Here is a 19,016-nt window from a genome sequence, read left to right as displayed (position 1 = left end):
AATAAATGTGACTGTTGGTAAGTAAAAAGCCGTCTCTGAATGAAGTAATACATTTGGTGGGCGTGACTGTCACTCTGAGCTTGTCGAAGAGTCGTGCGCAGAGGCCCTGCCCACCATGCTTCGACAGGCTCAGCATGACCCGCTTTTAATTATCTTATGAGCTGATACGAAGCAATCGCGAACTATACAGAGTGGACCTGCTAATTGGTGATTGCTTCGTGCCTCGCAATGACGTTTCTTTTTATTAAAATCAGCTCTTCACCACCCTTTGTATCTCATCCAGTTTCATCAAGGCTTCAACAGGGGTTAAAGTATTTACGTCGAGGTTGTTTAGGGTATCACGGATCTTTACCAGTACGGGATCATCTATCGAAAACATCTGCATTTGTACGGCTTGTTTCTGCACTTTGCGGATACTTTCCTTAATATGCTCGCCGCCGGTGCGTTCGTTTTCCAGTTTCTTCAAGATCTCATTAGCACGGCTCAACACTTTTGTAGGCATACCAGCCAATTTAGCTACGTGGATCCCGAAGCTATGCTCGCTGCCGCCAGGTACCAGCTTACGTAGAAAGATGATCTGCTGACCAACCTCTTTAACCGATACATTGAAGTTTTTAATACGACCAAATGAATTGCTCAATTCGTTAAGCTCGTGATAGTGCGTAGCGAACAGTGTTTTAGCCCTTGCCGTTGGATGATTATGCAGGTATTCGGCAATGGACCAGGCTATGGAGATACCATCATAAGTTGAAGTTCCACGACCGATCTCATCCAGCAGGATCAAACTCCTATCGGATAGGTTATTGAGGATACTGGCAGTTTCATTCATCTCCACCATGAAGGTAGATTCGCCGGATGACAGGTTATCCGATGCTCCTACCCTGGTAAAGATCTTATCCACCAAACCTATTGTAGCAGCTTTAGCGGGTACAAAACAACCCATCTGGGCCATTAATACGATCAAACCGGTTTGCCTTAACAAGGCCGATTTACCTGCCATATTGGGGCCGGTGATGATGATGATCTGCTGCGTTTCCGAATCGAGGTAAACACTGTTGGTGATGTACTCCTCGCCTATCGGCAGGTTTTTCTCGATAACCGGATGGCGGCCACCTGCTATATCAAGTACTTTACTTTCGTTTATTTCGGGCTTAACGTAGTAGTTTTTTATAGAGATAGTTGCAAAGTTAAGCAACACATCTAACCGGGCTATTAGCTGAGCGTTAAGCTGGATAGGTTTGATATATTCGGCAAGCGAATACAGCAAATCATTATACAACCGCGTTTCGAGCGCCAGGATCTTTTCTTCGGCACCTAATATTTGCTCTTCGTATTCTTTAAGTTCGGGTGTAATGTAGCGCTCGGCATTGACCAGTGTCTGCTTACGGATCCACTCGGTTGGCACCTTATCCCGGTGTGAATGGGTAACCTCCAAATAGTAACCGAAAACGTTATTGAATGATACTTTAAGCGATGGGATGCCGGTTAATTCGGCTTCACGCTTTTGGATTTCCAGTAAATATCCTTTACCACCGAAAGCTATTTTACGCAGGCGGTCAAGTTCTTCATTAACACCATCGTTCATTACCGAGCCTTTAACCAGCATTACCGGAGGCTCGGGATTTAACTCACGTTCTATTTTTTCGCAGATTAGTGCGCAGGGGTTTAATTGCTCACCTATCGCTCTTAAAGGAGCGCTTTCCGAACTTTCGGCTATGCGTTTGATCTGCGCTATGGCTGTCAATGCTTTTTTGAGCTGACAAACCTCACGCGGGTTGGCTTTTTGCAGACCTATCTTCGAGATCAACCTTTCCAGGTCGCCTATCTGGCGTAGGTATTGCAGCAGTTCTTCGCGTAGTTCTTCGTTACCTATCAGGTATTCAACTACGCCAAGACGATCGTTAATAGCTTTGATCTGCTTTAATGGCATCACTATCCAGCGGCGTAGCAAACGTGCGCCCATAGGTGAACAGGTATGGTCAAGCACATCAACCAAGGTCATAGCGTTTTCGTTAGCCGAACCCACCAGCTCCAGGTTGCGGATACTGAACCTATCCAGCCATAGATACCTGTCTTCTTCAATCCTGCTGATTGCCGAAATATGGCCCAGGTTACGGTGCTCTGTTTCGTTTAAATAGTGGATAGCCACACCTGCAGCAATAATGCCCAGGTTTAATTTATCAATACCAAAACCTTTAAGCGATTTTACGCCGAAGTGTTTAAGCAGGGTCTCGTTAGCGTAATCGCCGCTGTACGGCCACTCGTCGAGGGCGTAGGTATAAAAGCGGTCGCCGTAGGTATCTTTAAAATCGCGCGTACGGCTTTTAGGGTAGATCACCTCACTTGGCGAAAAACTTTGCAGCAGCTTGTCAATATAATCGCTGTTGCCCTGGGCGGTCATGAACTCACCTGTGGAGATATCTATGAGGGCAATGCCTATAGTGTTTTTTTCAAAATGCAGGGAAGCAAGGTAGTTATTGCTTTTTTGGTTCAGGATATTATCGTTGGTAGCTACGCCGGGGGTAACCAGTTCGGTTACACCACGTTTAACGATAGTTTTGGTAGTTTTAGGATCTTCCAGCTGATCGCAAATGGCCACACGCTGCCCCGCCCTAACCAGTTTAGGCAGGTAGGTATCCAACGAGTGGTGCGGGAAGCCGGCCAACTCAATATGTGTAGCCGCGCCATTGGCCCGGCGGGTAAGTACAATGCCTAAAATACCGGCGGCTTTAACGGCATCTTCGCCAAACGTTTCGTAAAAATCGCCCACCCTAAACAACAGCAAAGCACCGGGGTACTTCACCTTTATGGCGTTGTATTGCTGCATTAAGGGGGTCTCTTTGGTAGTATCTTTAGCCAAGTGGTTTATCCTTATAATTAATCGGCTAAGTTAATGCATTGACAGGGGTTTTATGGGATTGTGGAAAATTTGGAAGGATGTGGAATATGCATGATCTTATCAACGTTTTGCTAAACCCATGTCTCTTATAAAAGACTTTTATCAAATCCCATATTAAGGCTTACAACAGTAGCCTCGATTTATTTCGCCACCAATTTCCCGTTCACAATCCTATCCACATAATCCTGTATCAGGGCTTTACAATCCTGCATCCCTTTCTGCATTTCAGGGTTGATACCACCGGGCATCAGGTTTTTATCCAACCCCTTATCAGCAACAGCGAAGATGCCGGTGAAGTTTTTACCATCGAACAGGTAGGTGTAATTCCCCTGCATAAATTGGTAAATATTACCTGTGGAGTTGATGAGCTTAGGTTGCTCATCGGGCAGATTGCTTACCAAACTTCTCCCCCATGAACGGATCGGTTTATTATAACCCGTTAAATCGGCAAGGGTTGGGTAAATGTCCATTTGCGATGCAAGGTCGGTACGTACCCCTTTCAGGTTATACGCCGGGTTAGCGCTATACAATAATATAGGCACCGCGAAACGATTAACCTGTTTGCTATATTCAGGGTAATAGGTTTGGCTGGTATGATCGGCCGTGATCACAAAGATGGTATTGTAGTACCAAGGCTGTGTTTTAGCGTAGTTGAAAAATATACGTAACGAGTTATCGGTATATTGCACACATTTATCAATAGCCAGCGGACCGCCGGTAAACCTTGCCTTATACTTTTCGGGCAGCTGATAGGGATCATGCGATGAAAGGGTGAACAACGTAGCCATAAATGGTTTCTGTTGCTGCGTAAGCGTGCGGCCCATGAACTGGAAAAACTGCTCGTCCCAAATGCCCCAGATGCCGTCAAAATCACGATCGTTATTATACTCGGTACGCCCGTAGTAATGTTTGTATCCCAAAATGCTCCCAAAACCCTGGAAACCCATCGAACCATTAGCCGCGCCATGAAAAAATGAAGTTTCGTATCCCATATCATTACAAACCGAAACTATTGACTGGATCTGCTGCTTGGCAAAAGGTGATGAAGTAAATGCGTTTTGAAACGAAGGAATCCCCGCCAAAACCGACGACATAGCATGGATAGATTGCCTGCCCGTAGCGTAAGCATTGGTAAATATCAGGCTGCTATCGGAAAGTGAATCTAAAAACGGCGTATATGATTTAAATCCGGGGATGTTCACACCCTTGTTCATGCTGCCCCAATATTCGCGGGCCATACTTTCCAGTATGATGATCACCACATTGGGTTTCGCGGCCGGTTTGCCGGTGTATTGTTTTATGGGTTTTATATTATTGGTGATGTAAGCATCATCAACCCAATGCTGCAATTTATAGTTATTGGTGCCCAGCGTACGGAAAATAGCGAAAGGCGTATTCAGCACAATATCGCCCTGGTTAGGGATAGTGATATGTTTATAAGCATCAACCATATTAATAGGCCTGGTGCTGTGCGCAAAATCTCCACGGATACCACCTATCACCAATGCAAGGATCACAAGAAATGACACCACCGACGATAAGAAGTAAACTTTGTTATCAACAACCCGCTGCTGTTTAATTTTCACCCTGTTATACAGCCAAACCCAGCAGATAGCACAGATGATGAACAATGCCACAACGTACCAGTAAGCTTCCGAAAAGTGGGTAAAAAGCAGTTTCTTATTATTCTCATCGGCCAAAACATCAAGCGTAGCTTTGGTTGATCGTACCTGGCTAAAGCGGTAGTAAATAATATCAACAAAGTTGGTAGCGAAACAAAGCAGGTTGGTAACAAAATAAAGGATCTGCATCCCCTTTTGAAAACCCGGCCGGGTATTCACTTTTAGCGGCAAAACGCTAAGCAGTATAAAGAGGCTATTGGTGTATAGCAAAGCCGTAGTATCAAAGGCCATCCCATAATAGCATAGCTTAAGTAATGCCCAAAAGCTATCAACGGCAAACAAATGCGTATTAAAAGCAAAGAATAATACCCTTGCTATAAAATAAAACAAATACCCCAAAAACAGCCTGTATAAAAGCACTTTATATTCGGCTAACCTTAATTTACTTTCCATTAAAATATGTTGCGTTAGCTTGGCCAGGGCAGGATCGGCAGGGTGGTGATCAAACCTGGTTTATACCGGGAGCTATTAAAAAGCGAAAGTATAAAAAATAGGGTTACAATTATTTAATACTAAATCAATGGTGATTTAATGACCTGGTAGTTACAAATGCAAATCGATCAAAAATTAACCTTGATAATTCATTACACCCTCTCCTTTATAATTCAATTTGGAAATGAGGAAATAACTAATTAACTTTGAAAAACAAAGTACTTTTATAAATCAAGTAATGATTCTCAATAAACGCTACTTCACCCTAACATTAGCCCTCTTCATTACCGAAGTATTCATAGGCGCGTTCATGCACGACAGGCTCATTCGTCCCTTCGGCGGCGACCTGTTGATCGTGATACTTATTTATTGCTTTGTAAAAAGCTTTGTCAACACACCATGGTTTAAAACAGCCTTGGCCACATTGCTATTTGCATATGCAGTTGAGTTTTCTCAGTACCTCAACCTTCTTGGTTTTTTTGGCTGGCAAAATTCAAAGTTGGCCACTATTCTTTTAGGTAGTTCATTTTCCTGGGGCGATATGCTTTGCTATACTATAGGCATTGTAATCGTCATTTTAGCAGAGCGAGCCACGAAACATAAAACACTTACACCGCAACCATCAGCATAAAATTAAACATATGAAGTATTTTGTAGATGAACATTCTATAGTCCGCAAAATTTGGGGCAAGGCCGATACAATACTCTTCATCTTCGCAGGGGCCGCGGCCGAGTTTGCGTTGAATAAAGCGGTAGACTGGCTCTACTTCACGGGCAAACTCCCAGCTGATCCTTTAGGGCGGTTGTTTAGTACAGTAGCTTACTCAAGGCAGATCTTATTTTCGGAACAGGAAGCTGCCCTGCAATCCATCGATAAAATAAACGCTATACATAAAGGAGTTGAAACTGCCCGCGGGGCGCAAATACCAGATTGGGCATATCGCGATGTTCTGTTCCTGCTTATTGACCTATCCATACGCTCGTACGAGTTATTGGAACAACCTTTAACCACTGCCGAAAAAACAGAAGTATTTAATGTATTTAACAGGGTTGGCGAGCGAATGCAATTGAAAGGCCTGCCGACAAACTATCCGGAGTACCTGAAAATGCGCCAGGAACATCTTGAACAAAACCTAATAAACAGTGCTTTTACAATTGATCTGTACAAACAATACAGAAAACACCTCGGCCCTCTCAGGTACCAGATCCTGAAGCAAGCGCAACTATTAACCGTGCCTGAACAAATAAGTCGGCAATTACCATTAGGCAAAATCGCATGGCTTTGGCCTGTATTAAAAGTGTACAAAGCGGTAAAAAACTTTAAACCGGGCAAATTTTTCAGGAACGCGCTACTACCTAATCAGTACAAAGCACAGATCATAGGCATGGACGAGGCATTGGTGATAAACTAAAACACCTACAACTTAAAAAAGAAACTTTGCGTCTTAGCGCCTTCGCGAGCTTAAACTCGAAAACTTTGCCCTTATAGCTCCTTGATCACCCTACAAGGATTCCCCACGGCCACTACGTTAGCAGGGATATCTTTAGTAACCACGCTGCCTGCCCCAATAGTGGTATTATCGCCAATGGTAACGCCGGGGCAAACAATCACACCGCCGCCAAGCCATACATTGTTACCTATGGTAATAGGCGCGGCATATTCAGGTCCTTTTATCCGCTCGGAAGCTATTATAGGGTGATAAGCTGTGTAAAGCTGCACATTAGGTGCGAGGAAAACGTTATCGCCAAAAGTAACCTTAGCGCAATCCAGTATAATGCAGTTAAAGTTCATGAACAGGTTATCGCCTGCTGTAATATTAAAACCGTAATCGCAATAAAAAGGAGATTGGATATCGATGTTGCCGGCAAAGCTACCAAGCAACTGTTTTAAAATATCGGTTTTGGTTTCCTTATCATCGTAGCCGGCGGCATTATATTCACTAAACAAGCGGCGGGCCTTTGAGCGTGCGGCAACAAGTTCAGCGTCGCCGGCATTATACAATTCGCCGGCTATCATTTTTTCAAGTTCGGTCATGGTTGCAGATGTTTGTTATAGTAACAAATGTAAACCATCGCCTGCAACAAAACTATTTTAACTGTTTACAAAAAGCCGCGACAGCGTTATAAATAACAAGGTCGCTACCCTCAATGTGCGTGGTAGAAATTGAAATGGTTTCCTCAAAAATATCCTGCCTGTTTACTGTTAAATGGATATGGATGCCTCCCCTAACCTTTCGATAACTTATCCCGGTAACATCCTGCCAGTAAACAACTTTACCATCAATATATGAGGTCAACTTTTCATCATCAAGCATCAGGGCAATTTTATCGCGCAAGTCGTAGGTGAAACACCGTCTACAAAAAGTAATTATTACAAATGCAAGCGCGGTTATAACAGGCAACAGTTCGGGCCAGTTATCTTTTTTTAAACGCACTACGCAAAAAACGGTCATGAACGATGGCACAATAATGCCAAAAACCCAAAGGGATTTGCTGTATTTAAAAGTAACTATTCTCATTTAGGCGGAACAAAAAGCTGGTAAAACTTTCAATCCTTGTTAAACATAATTGTGCCTAAATTACAGCTTTAAGTCTCGACGGCCTCACAACTCAACCCTCTTTATTTAGCTGAAAGCCGAAAGCATAAAGCTTTTTACAGAGCGGGAGCTAAAAGCGAAAGTCTAAAGCATCTCCGGCCTCCCTTTTTGCCTTCAGCCTCCGGCTTTTAGCTTTCTGCTTTCCGCTCAATTTCAATTAATAAAAACCATTTCCGGTAGCCTTGGTTATATTTATAGTTAATCTTTCATAAACAAAAAGAAAACTATTATGAAAAATCTAAGAATTGCAGCCGCGGCTGTAGCCCTGTCAATAGCAGGCTCATTATCATTTGCAGGAGTTCACCACACCGCTATAAATACTTCTGTTATCAAAAAAACAAGCATGGTTGCTGATACCGATACGGTAAAGAAGAAGAAAAAAACTAAAAAACAGGAAACAAAACCAAGCAACCCAACACCAACAGATCCAACACGGGTACCTATGCCGGTTCCGCAGCCAACGCCGCCTACGCCAGCACCAACCCCAGATCCGTCGCCACAGCCAAACACCCCTAACCCGGTGCCACAGCCAAGTACGCCGAACACTAATCCGCAGCCTAATATGCCAACGCCAAGTAACCCGAGTCCGAGCCCGCAGCCTATGCCATCGAGCCCGACTACGCCTACTAATCCATCGCACTAATCTGGCTTTGGTATAAAAAGAAAACGCCCCGACAAATGTCGGGGCGTTTTCTTTTTATAATAGTAACGGTAAATTAGTTACTTGTAAACGTATAAGGCAAATTAGTGAAGTTACCGCCTAAAACTTGTTGGGTAGAAATGGACTCGATAGAACCATCAGCGTTATAATTGACTTTTCTCGACGAGAATGAGTATGTACCTGTTATTACATTTTTTGTAGGATCGATAGATGAAACAATGATCGATCCTGATCCATCTTCAACATCACCAACCGGTACGTATTCACCAGCTGAGTTGGCTTCGTAGTACGACATTTGCACCCGGGTGGTAGCATCAACTTTATAAGTAGCTATCGGAAAAGCATTAACGTTGGTGGCAGTAGCTCCGGTTAAAGTTATAACCCATTTTACACGTTTTGAATCTGCGGTACCTTCAACATTAAAAGTCTTGGTACCAGCAGCAGCATTATAAATTATCGAGGCAGAAACGGTATCCGGGATCCATGAGGTTCCGTTTATAGTGGCAGCAAGTATTTGGTCGGAGGTAGTAGAAGCAGAAGTAACAACGTCCTTTTTACAGCCCTGGAATATTATAGCTGACAAAACGAACAGCATCAATAGTTGAATTTTCCTCATATATAAATTTTATGCAAATAACGATGTTTAAGAAGTAATAATTACAACCGAAATTACTTTTTTCACATATTTTAACATTCGTGTATTTGCTACCTCACATTTGTTAAGCCCCAATTATAACACAAATCATTTTATTTAACCATATTAGGCCGCAAATTTTTAATCAATGATAAACGTAAACGAATATTTTGAAGGGGCCGTAAAATCGCTGGCCTATACTACCGCTCAGGGCCGCTCAACCATAGGTGTTATTGAACCTGGCGAATACGAATTTGGCACCTCAAGCCACGAAACCATGACCGTTATTGAAGGCGCGCTTGAGGCATTATTGCCTGGTGCTACTGAATGGAAAACTTATACCAACGGGCAAGTATTTGAAATTGAAGCCAATACATCTTTTAAGGTAAAGACCGGCGTGCAGAGTTCTTATCTGTGTGTTTATAGATAAGCTACTGATTCGTCGCCTATCAAAAAGCCGTCATTGCGAGGTACGAAGCAATCCCCGATAAGCAGGCCCACCCTGTAAAGTTTCGGATTGCTTCGTACCTCGCAATGACGGCTTTGATAATATATAGATCAAGCTAATAATCTCTTTCCTGCCCGATCAGCTTGTCCCCCCTCAAATAATCCAACTTCCCGCCATCACCAGCTAACTATTACCCATCACCACTTCCTCCAATCTCTACCAACTACATAGAAAAACGCCACAAAATTTTATTTGGTTATAGCTAAAAAGTCAGCTTTAATAAATGTATTGCACATGTTTGGTATAACTTTATATTGATTCTAAATAAATTTTTCCGTACTTTCATTTTGTACATCATAATATTTACTTCTTTTCATTGAGGAATTGTTAAATAATTATGATTTAAATAATTGATTTTTTAGAAATCTTTAAAAATTACCGTAAATTTTATAATTTATTTGAGTTTTGGTAACTTCGTGGTTACACCCCTTATAAAATTATAAACGGTTTAATTTAAACAATGGATCAAACTGATAGCCACCAGGGTCTTTACAGACCGGAATTTGAACACGATTCGTGCGGAACGGGATTTATTGCCAATATAGACGGTCATAAAACCAACCAGATCATCGACAACGCGCTAACCATGCTCGAAAACATGGAACACCGTGGTGCGTGCGGATGCGACCCCGAAAGCGGGGACGGTGCAGGTATTTTAATACAACTGCCCCATGAGTTTTTAATGGAAGAATGCTCAAACCTTGAGATTAGTCTGCCCGAACCGGGCGAGTATGGCGTAGGTATGATTTTCTTACCGAAGGATTCGGCCCAGAAGAAGGCCTGCCGTACCATTATTAATAATGCTATTGAAAAATTAGGCTTACATAAATTAGGCGAGCGTAAACTGGTTGTTGATTCGTCAGTTATTGGTGAAACTGCCCGCCAGGCCGAGCCGGATGTTGAGCAAATTTATATTGCCCGCCCGCATCATATTACCAATGCCGAAGATTTTGAGCGTAAACTGTTCGTGTTGCGCAGGTATATCAACAAAACCATTACCGAAACTGTAATTGGTGCCTCTGAAAACTTTTATTTTACATCATTAAGCTGTAAAACAATTATTTACAAAGGCCAGCTTACTACTTACCAGTTACGTAAATATTATTCAGACCTTTCTGATCCGCGTATCGCATCTGGCTTTGCCATGATCCACTCGCGTTTCTCAACCAATACTTTCCCATCGTGGAAACTTGCCCAGCCATTTCGCATGATCGCCCACAACGGCGAGATCAATACTTTAACTGGTAACTTAAACTGGTTTTATGCCGGCTTAAAATCTTATGCTTCATCGTACTTCACTGCGGAGGAGATGGACATGCTGTTGCCGGTTATTGATAACAACCAGTCGGATTCTGCATGTTTGGATAACATCATCGAGGTGTTATTACACTCAGGTCGTTCATTACCACACGTAATGATGATGCTGGTACCTGAGGCATGGGATGGTAACGAGGCTATGGATCCGCTTAAAAAAGCGTTCTACGAGTTCCACGCTACTTTAATGGAGCCATGGGATGGCCCGGCCGCTATCACCTTTACCGATGGTAAACTGGTTGGCGCATTGCTTGACCGTAACGGCTTACGTCCATTACGTTTTGTGATCACCAATGATGGCCGCGTTATCGCAGCTTCTGAAGCCGGTACTTTAACTATCGACGAAAGCACCGTTTTACGCAAAGGCCGTTTACAGCCTGGTAAAATGTTACTGATCGATACCGAAAAAGGCCGCATCATTACCGACGAGGAAATTAAACAACAAGTTGCTTCACAACAGCCATACGGTCGTTGGTTAGAGAACTATAAAATTAACCTGAGCGAGCTTTCTGAGCCTCGTTTAGCTTTCGCCAGCTTATCTGAAGCTTCGGTTTACCGTTACCAGCAGGTATTTGGTTACAGTCGCGAGGATATCGATACCATCATTAAACCGATGGCACTGGATGGCAAAGAACCTGTAGGTTCGATGGGTACCGACGTACCTTTGGCTATCCTTTCGGATAAACCTCAGCACCTTTCAAGCTACTTTAAACAATTCTTTGCGCAGGTAACCAACCCACCTATCGACCCGATCCGTGAGCGTTTGGTGATGAGCCTTGCTACCTTTATAGGTAACAACGGTAACCTGCTGGATGAAGATAAAATGCATTGCCATTGCGTTGTGCTTAAACACCCGATATTGAAAAACCACCAGTTAGAAAAACTGCGCAGTATAGATACCGGTTTGTTCCACGCTAAAACGCTGCAAACCTACTTTAAGGCTGATGGCCTGCCAGGCTCATTGGAAAAAGGCCTTGCCCGCCTTTGCCGCTACGCCGAAGATGCTGTTGATGACGGCTTTGAGGTATTGATCCTTTCGGATCGCGCAGTGGATTCGGAGCACGCTCCTATCCCTACCCTGCTGGCTGTATCTGCTGTACACCACCACCTGATCCGCAAAGGTCGCCGTGGTTCGGTAGGTTTGGTTGTTGAAACCGGTGATGCATGGGAAGTTCACCACTTTGCTTGTTTATTAGCTTTCGGCGCGACTGCCATCAACCCTTATTTAGCGCTTTCAACCATCGAAACGTTGAAAAACAACGGCGGTCTTGAAACAAGCTATGATCTTAAAAAACTAAACAACAACTACGTTAAATCAATTAACGACGGCTTGTTAAAGATCTTCTCTAAAATGGGTATCTCAACCCTGCAATCATACCATGGCGCACAGGTATTTGAGATCCTTGGTTTAAACAAAACTGTAGTTGACAGATATTTCCACGGCGCGGTTACCCGTATCGGTGGTTTAGGTTTGGATGAGATCGCCCGCGAAGCCCTTTGCAAACACAAAATGGGGTTTGAGGCTAAAGGTGCCGATAACCTGCTACCAGAAGGTGGTATTTACCAGTGGAAACGCCGCGGCGAAGCCCACTTGTTTAACCCTACTACTGTACACTTATTGCAACATGCTACCCGCAGCAATAGCTACGAGGTATATAAAAACTATGCTAAAGCGGTTAACGAGCAAACTGAAAAGCACTACACCATACGTGGTATGCTTGATTTTGCCCACCACCGCGAATCTATCAGCATTGATGAGGTTGAACCGGCAGAGAACATCATGAAGCGTTTCGCTACGGGTGCGATGTCGTTCGGCTCTATCTCGCACGAGGCTCACAGTACTATGGCAATTGCCATGAACCGTATTGGCGGTAAAAGCAATACCGGCGAAGGTGGTGAGGATGAAATGCGTTATGATAAATTGCCAAACGGCGATTCATTGCGCTCGGCTATCAAACAGGTAGCATCAGGCCGTTTCGGGGTAACTTCAAATTACCTGACCAACGCCGATGAGTTACAGATAAAAATGGCACAAGGCGCTAAACCAGGCGAAGGCGGGCAGCTGCCGGGCCATAAGGTTGATGACTGGATCGCTAAAACCCGTCACTCTACACCGGGTGTAGGTTTGATCTCGCCTCCGCCACACCACGATATTTACTCTATCGAAGATTTGGCACAGCTAATCTTCGACCTTAAAAATGCCAACCGTGCTGCCCGTATCAACGTTAAATTGGTATCAAAAGCAGGTGTAGGCACTATTGCTGCCGGTGTTGCCAAAGCACACGCAGATGTGATCCTGATTGCCGGCTATGACGGTGGTACTGGTGCATCGCCAATCAGCTCTATCAAACACGCTGGCTTACCTTGGGAGCTTGGCCTGACCGAAGCACACCAAACATTGGTTCGCAACAAACTGCGCAGCCGTGTGGTGTTACAAACTGATGGTCAGTTGAAAACCGGTCGTGACTTAGCTATCGCAGCCCTGATGGGTGCCGAAGAATGGGGTGTGGCTACAGCTGCCCTTGTTGCAGGCGGCTGTATCATGATGCGTAAATGCCACCTTAACACCTGCCCTGTAGGTGTTGCTACTCAGGATCCTGAATTGCGTAAACTGTTCTCGGGTAAACCAGAGCATATCGTAAACCTGTTCCGCTTTATGGCCGAAGAGTTACGCGAAATTATGGCCGAACTTGGTTTCCGTACCATTCATGAAATGGTTGGCCGCGTACAGTTCCTGAAAGTGAAAGATAACCTGCAAAGCTGGAAAGCCAAAAAGATCGATCTTAGCGGCATCCTGCACCCGGTTACCAACACCAAAGGCATGACGCTTTACAACAGCGAGTCACAGGATCATGGCATGGCTAACATCCTCGACTGGAAATTAGTTGAAGCCGCGCAACCTGCTTTAAAAGATAAAACTCCGGTTTACGCCTCTTTCGATGTAATTAACGTTGACCGTACCATCGGTACCATGTTATCAAACGAGATCTCGAAAGTTTACGGTTCGGCAGGTTTGCCTGATAATACCATCAACTTTAAATTTAAAGGCTCGGCCGGTCAAAGCTTTGGTGCTTTCTCAACCAAAGGCGTTTCTTTTGAATTAGAAGGTGAAGCTAATGACTACGTAGGTAAAGGCCTTTCGGGCGGACAAATAGCCGTTTACCAGGCTGCAAACGCAACCTTTACTCCCGAAGAGAACATCATCATCGGTAACGTAGCCCTTTACGGTGCTACATCTGGGGAGTTGTTTATCGGTGGTATGGCAGGCGAGCGTTTCGCGGTACGTAACTCGGGCGCAACTACGGTTGTTGAAGGTATTGGCGACCATGGTTGCGAATACATGACCGGTGGCCGCGCGCTGATCCTCGGTGCAACTGGTCGCAACTTCGCGGCGGGTATGAGCGGTGGTTTGGCATGGGTTTACAATCCTGAAGGTACTTTTGCAGATAATTGCAATACCGAAATGGTTGATCTTGACCCGCTAAACACTAAGGACGAAGAAGAGATTCTGACCCTGTTGCGTAAGCACATCACCCTAACCGGCAGCAAGCTGGCGCAAAAAATACTGAACAACTGGAATGAGGCTTCAACCCAGTTTGTGAAAGTATTCCCGAAAGAGTATAAAAAAGTATTAGAGAAATTACAATATCAAACTATAGGCTAAGAAATGGGAAAACCTACAGGATTTCAGGAGTTTAATCGTGAACTACCTTCAAAAGTTCCGGCTGCTGAACGCGTTAAAAATTATAACGAATTTGTGAATTTATACCCTGAAGATAAGCTTAACCAGCAATCGGCAAGGTGTATGAATTGCGGTATCCCTTTCTGCCATTCGGGATGCCCTTTAGGTAACATCATCCCCGAGTTTAACGATGCCGTGTATCGTAAAAACTGGGAAGAAGCTTACCACATATTATCATCAACCAATAACTTCCCCGAGTTTACAGGCCGCATTTGCCCTGCCCCATGCGAATCGGCATGTGTGTTAGGCATTAACAAACCACCTGTTGCTATCGAAGAAATTGAGCGCCATATCATCGAGATCGCTTACGAGAAAAACCTGGTTAAGCCAACTGCTCCGCTTGTTAAAACAGGCAAAAAAGTAGCGGTTGTTGGTTCAGGCCCAGCAGGTCTTGCAGCTGCAGCGCAATTAGTAAAAGTTGGCCACACCGTTACAGTTTACGAACGTGACGACCGCGCAGGTGGCTTATTACGCTATGGTATCCCCGATTTCAAGTTAGAGAAATGGGTAGTAGAGCGTCGCGTTGAAGTAATGGAGAAGGATGGCGTTATATTTAAATATAACAGCGAAGTTGGTGTGAACGTAGCAGCCGATGAGCTGACACGTAACAACGATGCAGTGATCTTAGCCGGTGGTTCAACCATCCCGCGTAACCTGAACATTCCGGGCCGCGAGTTGAAAGGTATCCACTTTGCAATGGACTTCCTGAAACAGCAAAACAAACGCGTAAGCAATATTGAAGTTACTGCCGAAGATATCCTGGCTACAGGTAAAGATGTAGTAGTAATTGGCGGTGGCGACACCGGTTCCGACTGTGTAGGTACTTCAAACCGTCAGGGCGCGGCATCTATAAAGCAATTTGAGGTGATGTTCCAGCCGCCTGCGCAACGTACACAACACATGCCGTGGCCTACTTACCCAATGGTACTGAAAACCACCAGCTCGCACGAGGAAGGTGCCGACCGTTTCTGGGGTGTTAACACTCTTGAATTTTTAGGTGATGAAGAAGGCAACCTGCGCGCCTTGAAAGTGGTTGATGTTGAGTGGGAACAGGATTTTATGGGCCGCCCGGTTAAATTCCATGTAGTTGAAGGTTCGGAGCGTGAAATTCCTTGTCAGCGTGTATTCCTGGCTATGGGCTTTTTACATCCACAAGCTGATACTTTCATCAGCCAGCTAGGCGTTGAACTTGACGACCGTAAAAACGTAAAAGCTAAAGAAGGTGTTTACCGCACCAACGTAAGCAAAGTATTTACAGCAGGCGATATGCGCCGCGGACAATCACTGGTGGTTTGGGCCATCTCCGAAGGCCGCGAAGCTGCCCGCAAAGTTGACGAGTTCCTGATGGGCCACTCTTTACTGGAAAGTAAAGACGGGGTTAATCAGTTTGAACAAGTGTTTTAAGTTAGTGATTAGAGGTTGGAGATCAGAGGTTAGTTCCTCTTCTCCTTTTTATAAAACAATAAAGCCGGGCTTTTGCCCGGCTTTATTGTTTTATAGCGTAGTAGTTACCTTTCACTCTGTTAGGGTGTGGGTTTGTGGTAATATTTTCGGGGCAAACCTATTATCGGCACCAGCTTTGTTAAACACTATCAAAACATTTACACCATGAGCAAACAAAGCAATATTGCCGCACAGCAAAAATTTGGCGAAGCTGTTAACAGCAGAAATTTTGAAGCATTTAATGATCTGGTAGCTGCCGATTCAGTAGATCATGATCCGGCTCCTGGTCAGGTTGCCGGTCCGCAGGGATATATTGATTTTTTCACCAAGCTAAGCACCGCATTTCCGGATATGGAGTTGGCTGTTGAACAATTAGTTGCTGATGAGGATAACGTATCATTTGCATATACTTTAACCGGAACGCACAAAGGCGACTTTAATGGCATCCCGGCCACCAATAAAAGCATAAAAGCCCGCGGCCTGCAAATCTCGAAATTTGAAAACGGTAAGATGATTGAACGCTGGGGCAGTTCGGACGAGCTTGGAATTTTAAAGCAAATTGGAGTAAGTATCAGTCCGCTTTAAATTTTGATGCGCGGCTTGCAAACCATACGCTTTGCAAGCCGTGCATTGTTTATCGTTATTTCTCCAAATACTCTTTAAGCGACACACCTGTAATATGTGTCCAGCCCATAGCGAAGTTTTCTTTTTTAAAGGAATCCAGCGCAGGGAAGGTTTCCAAACCACTATGAGTTAGTTTTAACCTTGTGCCCTCTCCTTCCGGAAACAACTCCCAGGTAACTTCCGATTCCCCTTCATAACCATCATAACGCCAGGTATAAGATATCAACTTGCCATCAACCACTTTGGTTACCCGGCAGAGGTGTAAAAACTGTTGCTTATCATCGCCGCCGGTAAACTCAAATTCAAAGCCTACTTCGGGTTTAAAATCGGCAAGATCAAAATACCATTGCTTCATTTTTTCATTTACGGTGATGGCTTCCCAAACTTTTTCTATTGGGGCAGCATAAACGCGTTCTATTACAAATGGTTGTGCGCTCATAATTTTTCGTTTTTATGGTTATTGTTGTTTTGTTCATTGGCGAGGAATGCATCGAGGGCATCCAGTTTTTGTGTCCAGAACACGCGGTATTGCTCAGCCCAGTCGGTAACCTGTTTTAGTTGCTTCAGATTGGCGTGACAATAGCGCTCACGGCCTTGCTTTTTGATGATCAGCAAACCGCATTCGGTTAATATTTTAATATGCTTGGATACCGCGGGCCTGCTAATATCAAAGTTATCGGCCACGGCATTCAGGTTCATATTTTTATAGGCGATCATGTTAATGATCTCGCGGCGGGTAGGATCGGCAATGGCCTGAAAAACGTCTCTACGCATATTTAAACAAAAGGCTATATGAAACCTTTCGGTTACAAATTTAAATGAAACCTTTTGGTTACACAATAACTTTATCAGTTTTATTTAAATTGATTTACAAAGCCTTACAACAAAAACTACAGAAATAAAAAAAGTAGCAGCACTTATGGCATAGGTAATTTTACGTATCAAAAATTGGGTGATTATACCTATTTCGAAGTATTGCTTTTTGCAATAATTTTATCACACCTGATAATTTGAAACAATTAGCACCATGGCTGTACGTATAGTATGTATTAAAACCGATACCCGACCACACCATAACCCTTATGTGGCCATCGACTCGCTGGAGTGGGTAAACGAGCGCATCAATGTGAAAGGCATCACCGAAAGATCAAAACTTTACGATTGGATAAAGAACGAGGACGGCGAAGCGTATATTATAGATAAACAAGGCAATAAAACCTGCCTGATCCCGGCGGTTTGCCCCGAAGGAAACAAATACGTTAAAACCGTTTACGACGAATCGGAAACTGACTATCTGCTGGGTTTGCCGGAATGTGCCTGATCAATATCAGTCCCAGTTTTTAAAGGGATGTGTGCTGAGTTTAGAGTTATAGTATCGTTTATCGCCGGTAACTTCGATTGTTACCCATTGCGGCAGTTCAAATTGTTCCTCTTCGCTGTCAAGCTCAATTTCGGCCACTACCAGGCCCTGGTTATCGCCTAAAAAAACATCAACTTCCCACAGCTTGCCTGCATAGGTGATGTTGTAGCGATACTTTTCCAGTTCAGAAACCGCGAAACTATTCAGTAATTGAAACCCCTCATCGGCAGGTATAGTATATTCAAATTCGCTCCGTCTTATACCCACCGTGCTTCCTTTTATGGTAATGGTTCCAACATTATCAGCAACACGCACGCGGATAGTTTTATTTTCATCACTAAAAATATACCCTTGGCGTAAATGCATAGGTAGAGGCTTTTCAAGTTGTTGCCATTTATCTTGATCAATTAAAAACTTACGCTCTATTTCTATTGCCATCTCTCGAAATCGTTAAACATTATATACATTTAGTTCTCTTTACATTTACACTAAGCAAATATCACCTATTTTATAGTACACAATGTAAAATACTATTTAGCCACTGCCTTTATATCGAACCCTTTTTGAATATGTGCTTCAAAAGTCAAACTGTCCTTTGATTGCGTCAATTTGATTCGCTTGTAACTATCTTCTATCCACCTAACAACCATATAAACACTATCGGGCAAACCCGCGGATTGAGCACTAACATGTTTGATCTCATCCCCGTAATGGATAATTAATTCAAGACTCTCATCATCACGGGAACGACTATATACCGGACGAAGCTTTTTATAATTAATAGCTTGTAGCTTCAGGTTTAGCGTATCCCAAAAACCTCTGGTAACAAAGCATTCGTAATAACCATCATAAGTACCTTCCGGCCTTTTATTACCAGGCAGCGATATTGAAAACTTCCCGCCGTAATATTTGAAATGCAACGAGCTATCTATACTCGTTGCTGTATATTGACAAGCGCCCAAACAACCTCCTGTTGCTAACTCAATCTTGCTTATCTCCGATTCCTTTTTAGCAGACTTTGGATCTTGAACGCATCCATACAAAATCAATAATACTATCCAATAGTTACTTATATGTTTCCCAAACATGATGAGTTATTATAGTTGAATATATAAATTCC

General features: G+C 43.7%; 17 protein-coding genes. 8 read left to right on the top strand and 9 right to left on the bottom strand.

The window, feature by feature from the left end:
* Positions 1-250 precede the first annotated feature (250 nt).
* Together mutS and AAFN85_RS04865 are read right to left on the bottom strand one after the other, a co-directional pair.
* Positions 251-2,860 carry a DNA mismatch repair protein MutS gene (gene mutS, locus AAFN85_RS04870; protein WP_347525849.1) on the bottom strand — a complete coding sequence of 870 codons (2,610 nt, stop codon included), beginning with the start codon at positions 2,858-2,860 and terminating at the stop codon, positions 251-253.
* 179 nt (positions 2,861-3,039) lie between these two features.
* A complete protein-coding gene (locus AAFN85_RS04865; protein WP_347525848.1) occupies positions 3,040-4,974 on the bottom strand; it encodes a sulfatase-like hydrolase/transferase in 1,935 nt (644 codons plus the stop codon).
* 277 nt (positions 4,975-5,251) lie between these two features.
* Here AAFN85_RS04865 and AAFN85_RS04860 point away from each other — a divergent pair, with 277 nt between their 5' ends.
* Both AAFN85_RS04860 and AAFN85_RS04855 read left to right on the top strand, forming a co-directional pair.
* Positions 5,252-5,644 carry a DUF2809 domain-containing protein gene (locus AAFN85_RS04860; RefSeq protein ID WP_347525847.1) on the top strand — a complete coding sequence of 131 codons (393 nt, stop codon included), beginning with the start codon at positions 5,252-5,254 and terminating at the stop codon, positions 5,642-5,644.
* Positions 5,645-5,654: 10 nt separating this feature from the next.
* Positions 5,655-6,425: an oxygenase MpaB family protein gene (locus AAFN85_RS04855; protein ID WP_347525846.1), complete on the top strand. Its 771-nt coding sequence runs from the start codon at positions 5,655-5,657 to the stop codon at positions 6,423-6,425.
* A 71-nt stretch (positions 6,426-6,496) separates the two neighbouring features.
* On the opposite strand, the gene AAFN85_RS04850 is transcribed toward AAFN85_RS04855, so the two are convergent.
* Together AAFN85_RS04850 and AAFN85_RS04845 are read right to left on the bottom strand one after the other, a co-directional pair.
* Complete coding sequence (locus tag AAFN85_RS04850) at positions 6,497-7,048, bottom strand: sugar O-acetyltransferase (RefSeq protein WP_347525845.1); 552 nt, start codon at positions 7,046-7,048, stop codon at positions 6,497-6,499.
* A 52-nt stretch (positions 7,049-7,100) separates the two neighbouring features.
* Entirely contained in the window at positions 7,101-7,532 is a 432-nt protein-coding gene (locus tag AAFN85_RS04845) for a hypothetical protein (RefSeq protein ID WP_347525844.1), read from the bottom strand.
* Between the two features lie 307 nt (positions 7,533-7,839).
* Between AAFN85_RS04845 and AAFN85_RS04840 the strand changes: the two genes are divergently transcribed.
* Positions 7,840-8,253: a hypothetical protein gene (locus AAFN85_RS04840; protein ID WP_347525843.1), complete on the top strand. Its 414-nt coding sequence runs from the start codon at positions 7,840-7,842 to the stop codon at positions 8,251-8,253.
* 73 nt (positions 8,254-8,326) lie between these two features.
* On the opposite strand, the gene AAFN85_RS04835 is transcribed toward AAFN85_RS04840, so the two are convergent.
* Entirely contained in the window at positions 8,327-8,887 is a 561-nt protein-coding gene (locus AAFN85_RS04835; RefSeq protein ID WP_347525842.1) for a hypothetical protein, read from the bottom strand.
* A gap of 166 nt (positions 8,888-9,053) precedes the next feature.
* On the opposite strand from AAFN85_RS04835, the gene AAFN85_RS04830 reads away from it, so the two are divergent.
* From AAFN85_RS04830 to AAFN85_RS04815, 4 genes are all read left to right on the top strand, one after another.
* Complete coding sequence (locus AAFN85_RS04830) at positions 9,054-9,335, top strand: pyrimidine/purine nucleoside phosphorylase (protein WP_347525841.1); 282 nt, start codon at positions 9,054-9,056, stop codon at positions 9,333-9,335.
* A gap of 538 nt (positions 9,336-9,873) precedes the next feature.
* Positions 9,874-14,391 (top strand): glutamate synthase large subunit, encoded by a 4,518-nt coding sequence (gene gltB / locus AAFN85_RS04825; RefSeq protein ID WP_347525840.1) that lies wholly within the window; start codon positions 9,874-9,876, stop codon positions 14,389-14,391.
* 3 nt (positions 14,392-14,394) lie between these two features.
* On the top strand, positions 14,395-15,873 hold the full coding sequence (locus AAFN85_RS04820) for a glutamate synthase subunit beta (protein ID WP_347525839.1): 1,479 nt from the start codon (positions 14,395-14,397) through the stop codon (positions 15,871-15,873).
* Positions 15,874-16,077: 204 nt separating this feature from the next.
* Complete coding sequence (locus AAFN85_RS04815; protein WP_347525838.1) at positions 16,078-16,497, top strand: ester cyclase; 420 nt, start codon at positions 16,078-16,080, stop codon at positions 16,495-16,497.
* Positions 16,498-16,552: 55 nt separating this feature from the next.
* Here the strand turns inward: AAFN85_RS04815 and AAFN85_RS04810 are convergent, their stop codons facing one another.
* Together AAFN85_RS04810 and AAFN85_RS04805 are read right to left on the bottom strand one after the other, a co-directional pair.
* Positions 16,553-16,975: an SRPBCC domain-containing protein gene (locus tag AAFN85_RS04810; protein WP_347525837.1), complete on the bottom strand. Its 423-nt coding sequence runs from the start codon at positions 16,973-16,975 to the stop codon at positions 16,553-16,555.
* Entirely contained in the window at positions 16,972-17,310 is a 339-nt protein-coding gene (locus tag AAFN85_RS04805; protein WP_347525836.1) for a metalloregulator ArsR/SmtB family transcription factor, read from the bottom strand. The genes AAFN85_RS04810 and AAFN85_RS04805 overlap by 4 nt, the downstream gene beginning before the upstream one ends.
* Positions 17,311-17,563: 253 nt before the next feature.
* On the opposite strand from AAFN85_RS04805, the gene AAFN85_RS04800 reads away from it, so the two are divergent.
* The gene (locus AAFN85_RS04800) at positions 17,564-17,857 is read left to right on the top strand and encodes a hypothetical protein (protein ID WP_347525835.1); all 294 of its coding nucleotides are present in this window, start codon (positions 17,564-17,566) and stop codon (positions 17,855-17,857) included.
* 6 nt (positions 17,858-17,863) lie between these two features.
* Here AAFN85_RS04800 and AAFN85_RS04795 read toward each other — a convergent pair whose 3' ends face one another.
* Both AAFN85_RS04795 and AAFN85_RS04790 read right to left on the bottom strand, forming a co-directional pair.
* Positions 17,864-18,334: a CYTH domain-containing protein gene (locus AAFN85_RS04795; RefSeq protein WP_347525834.1), complete on the bottom strand. Its 471-nt coding sequence runs from the start codon at positions 18,332-18,334 to the stop codon at positions 17,864-17,866.
* Positions 18,335-18,426: 92 nt separating this feature from the next.
* Positions 18,427-18,984 carry a DUF6438 domain-containing protein gene (locus AAFN85_RS04790; RefSeq protein ID WP_347525832.1) on the bottom strand — a complete coding sequence of 186 codons (558 nt, stop codon included), beginning with the start codon at positions 18,982-18,984 and terminating at the stop codon, positions 18,427-18,429.
* Positions 18,985-19,016 lie beyond the last annotated feature (32 nt).

Source organism: Mucilaginibacter sp. CAU 1740, from assembly GCF_039839285.1.
Classification (GTDB): domain Bacteria; phylum Bacteroidota; class Bacteroidia; order Sphingobacteriales; family Sphingobacteriaceae; genus Mucilaginibacter.
The sequence above is the reverse complement of the archived record's forward strand: the minus strand, read 5'-3'. Positions and strand labels throughout refer to the sequence as shown.

Coding starts and splice junctions, on each gene's coding strand:
- gltB (WP_347525840.1), top strand. CDS start 9,874: ATGGATCAAACTGATAGCCACCAGGGTCTTTACAGACCGGAATTTGAA.
- AAFN85_RS04805 (WP_347525836.1), bottom strand. CDS start 17,310: ATGCGTAGAGACGTTTTTCAGGCCATTGCCGATCCTACCCGCCGCGAG.
- AAFN85_RS04830 (WP_347525841.1), top strand. CDS start 9,054: ATGATAAACGTAAACGAATATTTTGAAGGGGCCGTAAAATCGCTGGCC.
- AAFN85_RS04840 (WP_347525843.1), top strand. CDS start 7,840: ATGAAAAATCTAAGAATTGCAGCCGCGGCTGTAGCCCTGTCAATAGCA.
- AAFN85_RS04835 (WP_347525842.1), bottom strand. CDS start 8,887: ATGAGGAAAATTCAACTATTGATGCTGTTCGTTTTGTCAGCTATAATA.
- AAFN85_RS04810 (WP_347525837.1), bottom strand. CDS start 16,975: ATGAGCGCACAACCATTTGTAATAGAACGCGTTTATGCTGCCCCAATA.
- AAFN85_RS04860 (WP_347525847.1), top strand. CDS start 5,252: ATGATTCTCAATAAACGCTACTTCACCCTAACATTAGCCCTCTTCATT.
- AAFN85_RS04865 (WP_347525848.1), bottom strand. CDS start 4,974: ATGGAAAGTAAATTAAGGTTAGCCGAATATAAAGTGCTTTTATACAGG.
- AAFN85_RS04820 (WP_347525839.1), top strand. CDS start 14,395: ATGGGAAAACCTACAGGATTTCAGGAGTTTAATCGTGAACTACCTTCA.
- AAFN85_RS04850 (WP_347525845.1), bottom strand. CDS start 7,048: ATGACCGAACTTGAAAAAATGATAGCCGGCGAATTGTATAATGCCGGC.
- AAFN85_RS04795 (WP_347525834.1), bottom strand. CDS start 18,334: ATGGCAATAGAAATAGAGCGTAAGTTTTTAATTGATCAAGATAAATGG.
- AAFN85_RS04815 (WP_347525838.1), top strand. CDS start 16,078: ATGAGCAAACAAAGCAATATTGCCGCACAGCAAAAATTTGGCGAAGCT.
- AAFN85_RS04855 (WP_347525846.1), top strand. CDS start 5,655: ATGAAGTATTTTGTAGATGAACATTCTATAGTCCGCAAAATTTGGGGC.
- AAFN85_RS04790 (WP_347525832.1), bottom strand. CDS start 18,984: ATGTTTGGGAAACATATAAGTAACTATTGGATAGTATTATTGATTTTG.
- AAFN85_RS04800 (WP_347525835.1), top strand. CDS start 17,564: ATGGCTGTACGTATAGTATGTATTAAAACCGATACCCGACCACACCAT.
- AAFN85_RS04845 (WP_347525844.1), bottom strand. CDS start 7,532: ATGAGAATAGTTACTTTTAAATACAGCAAATCCCTTTGGGTTTTTGGC.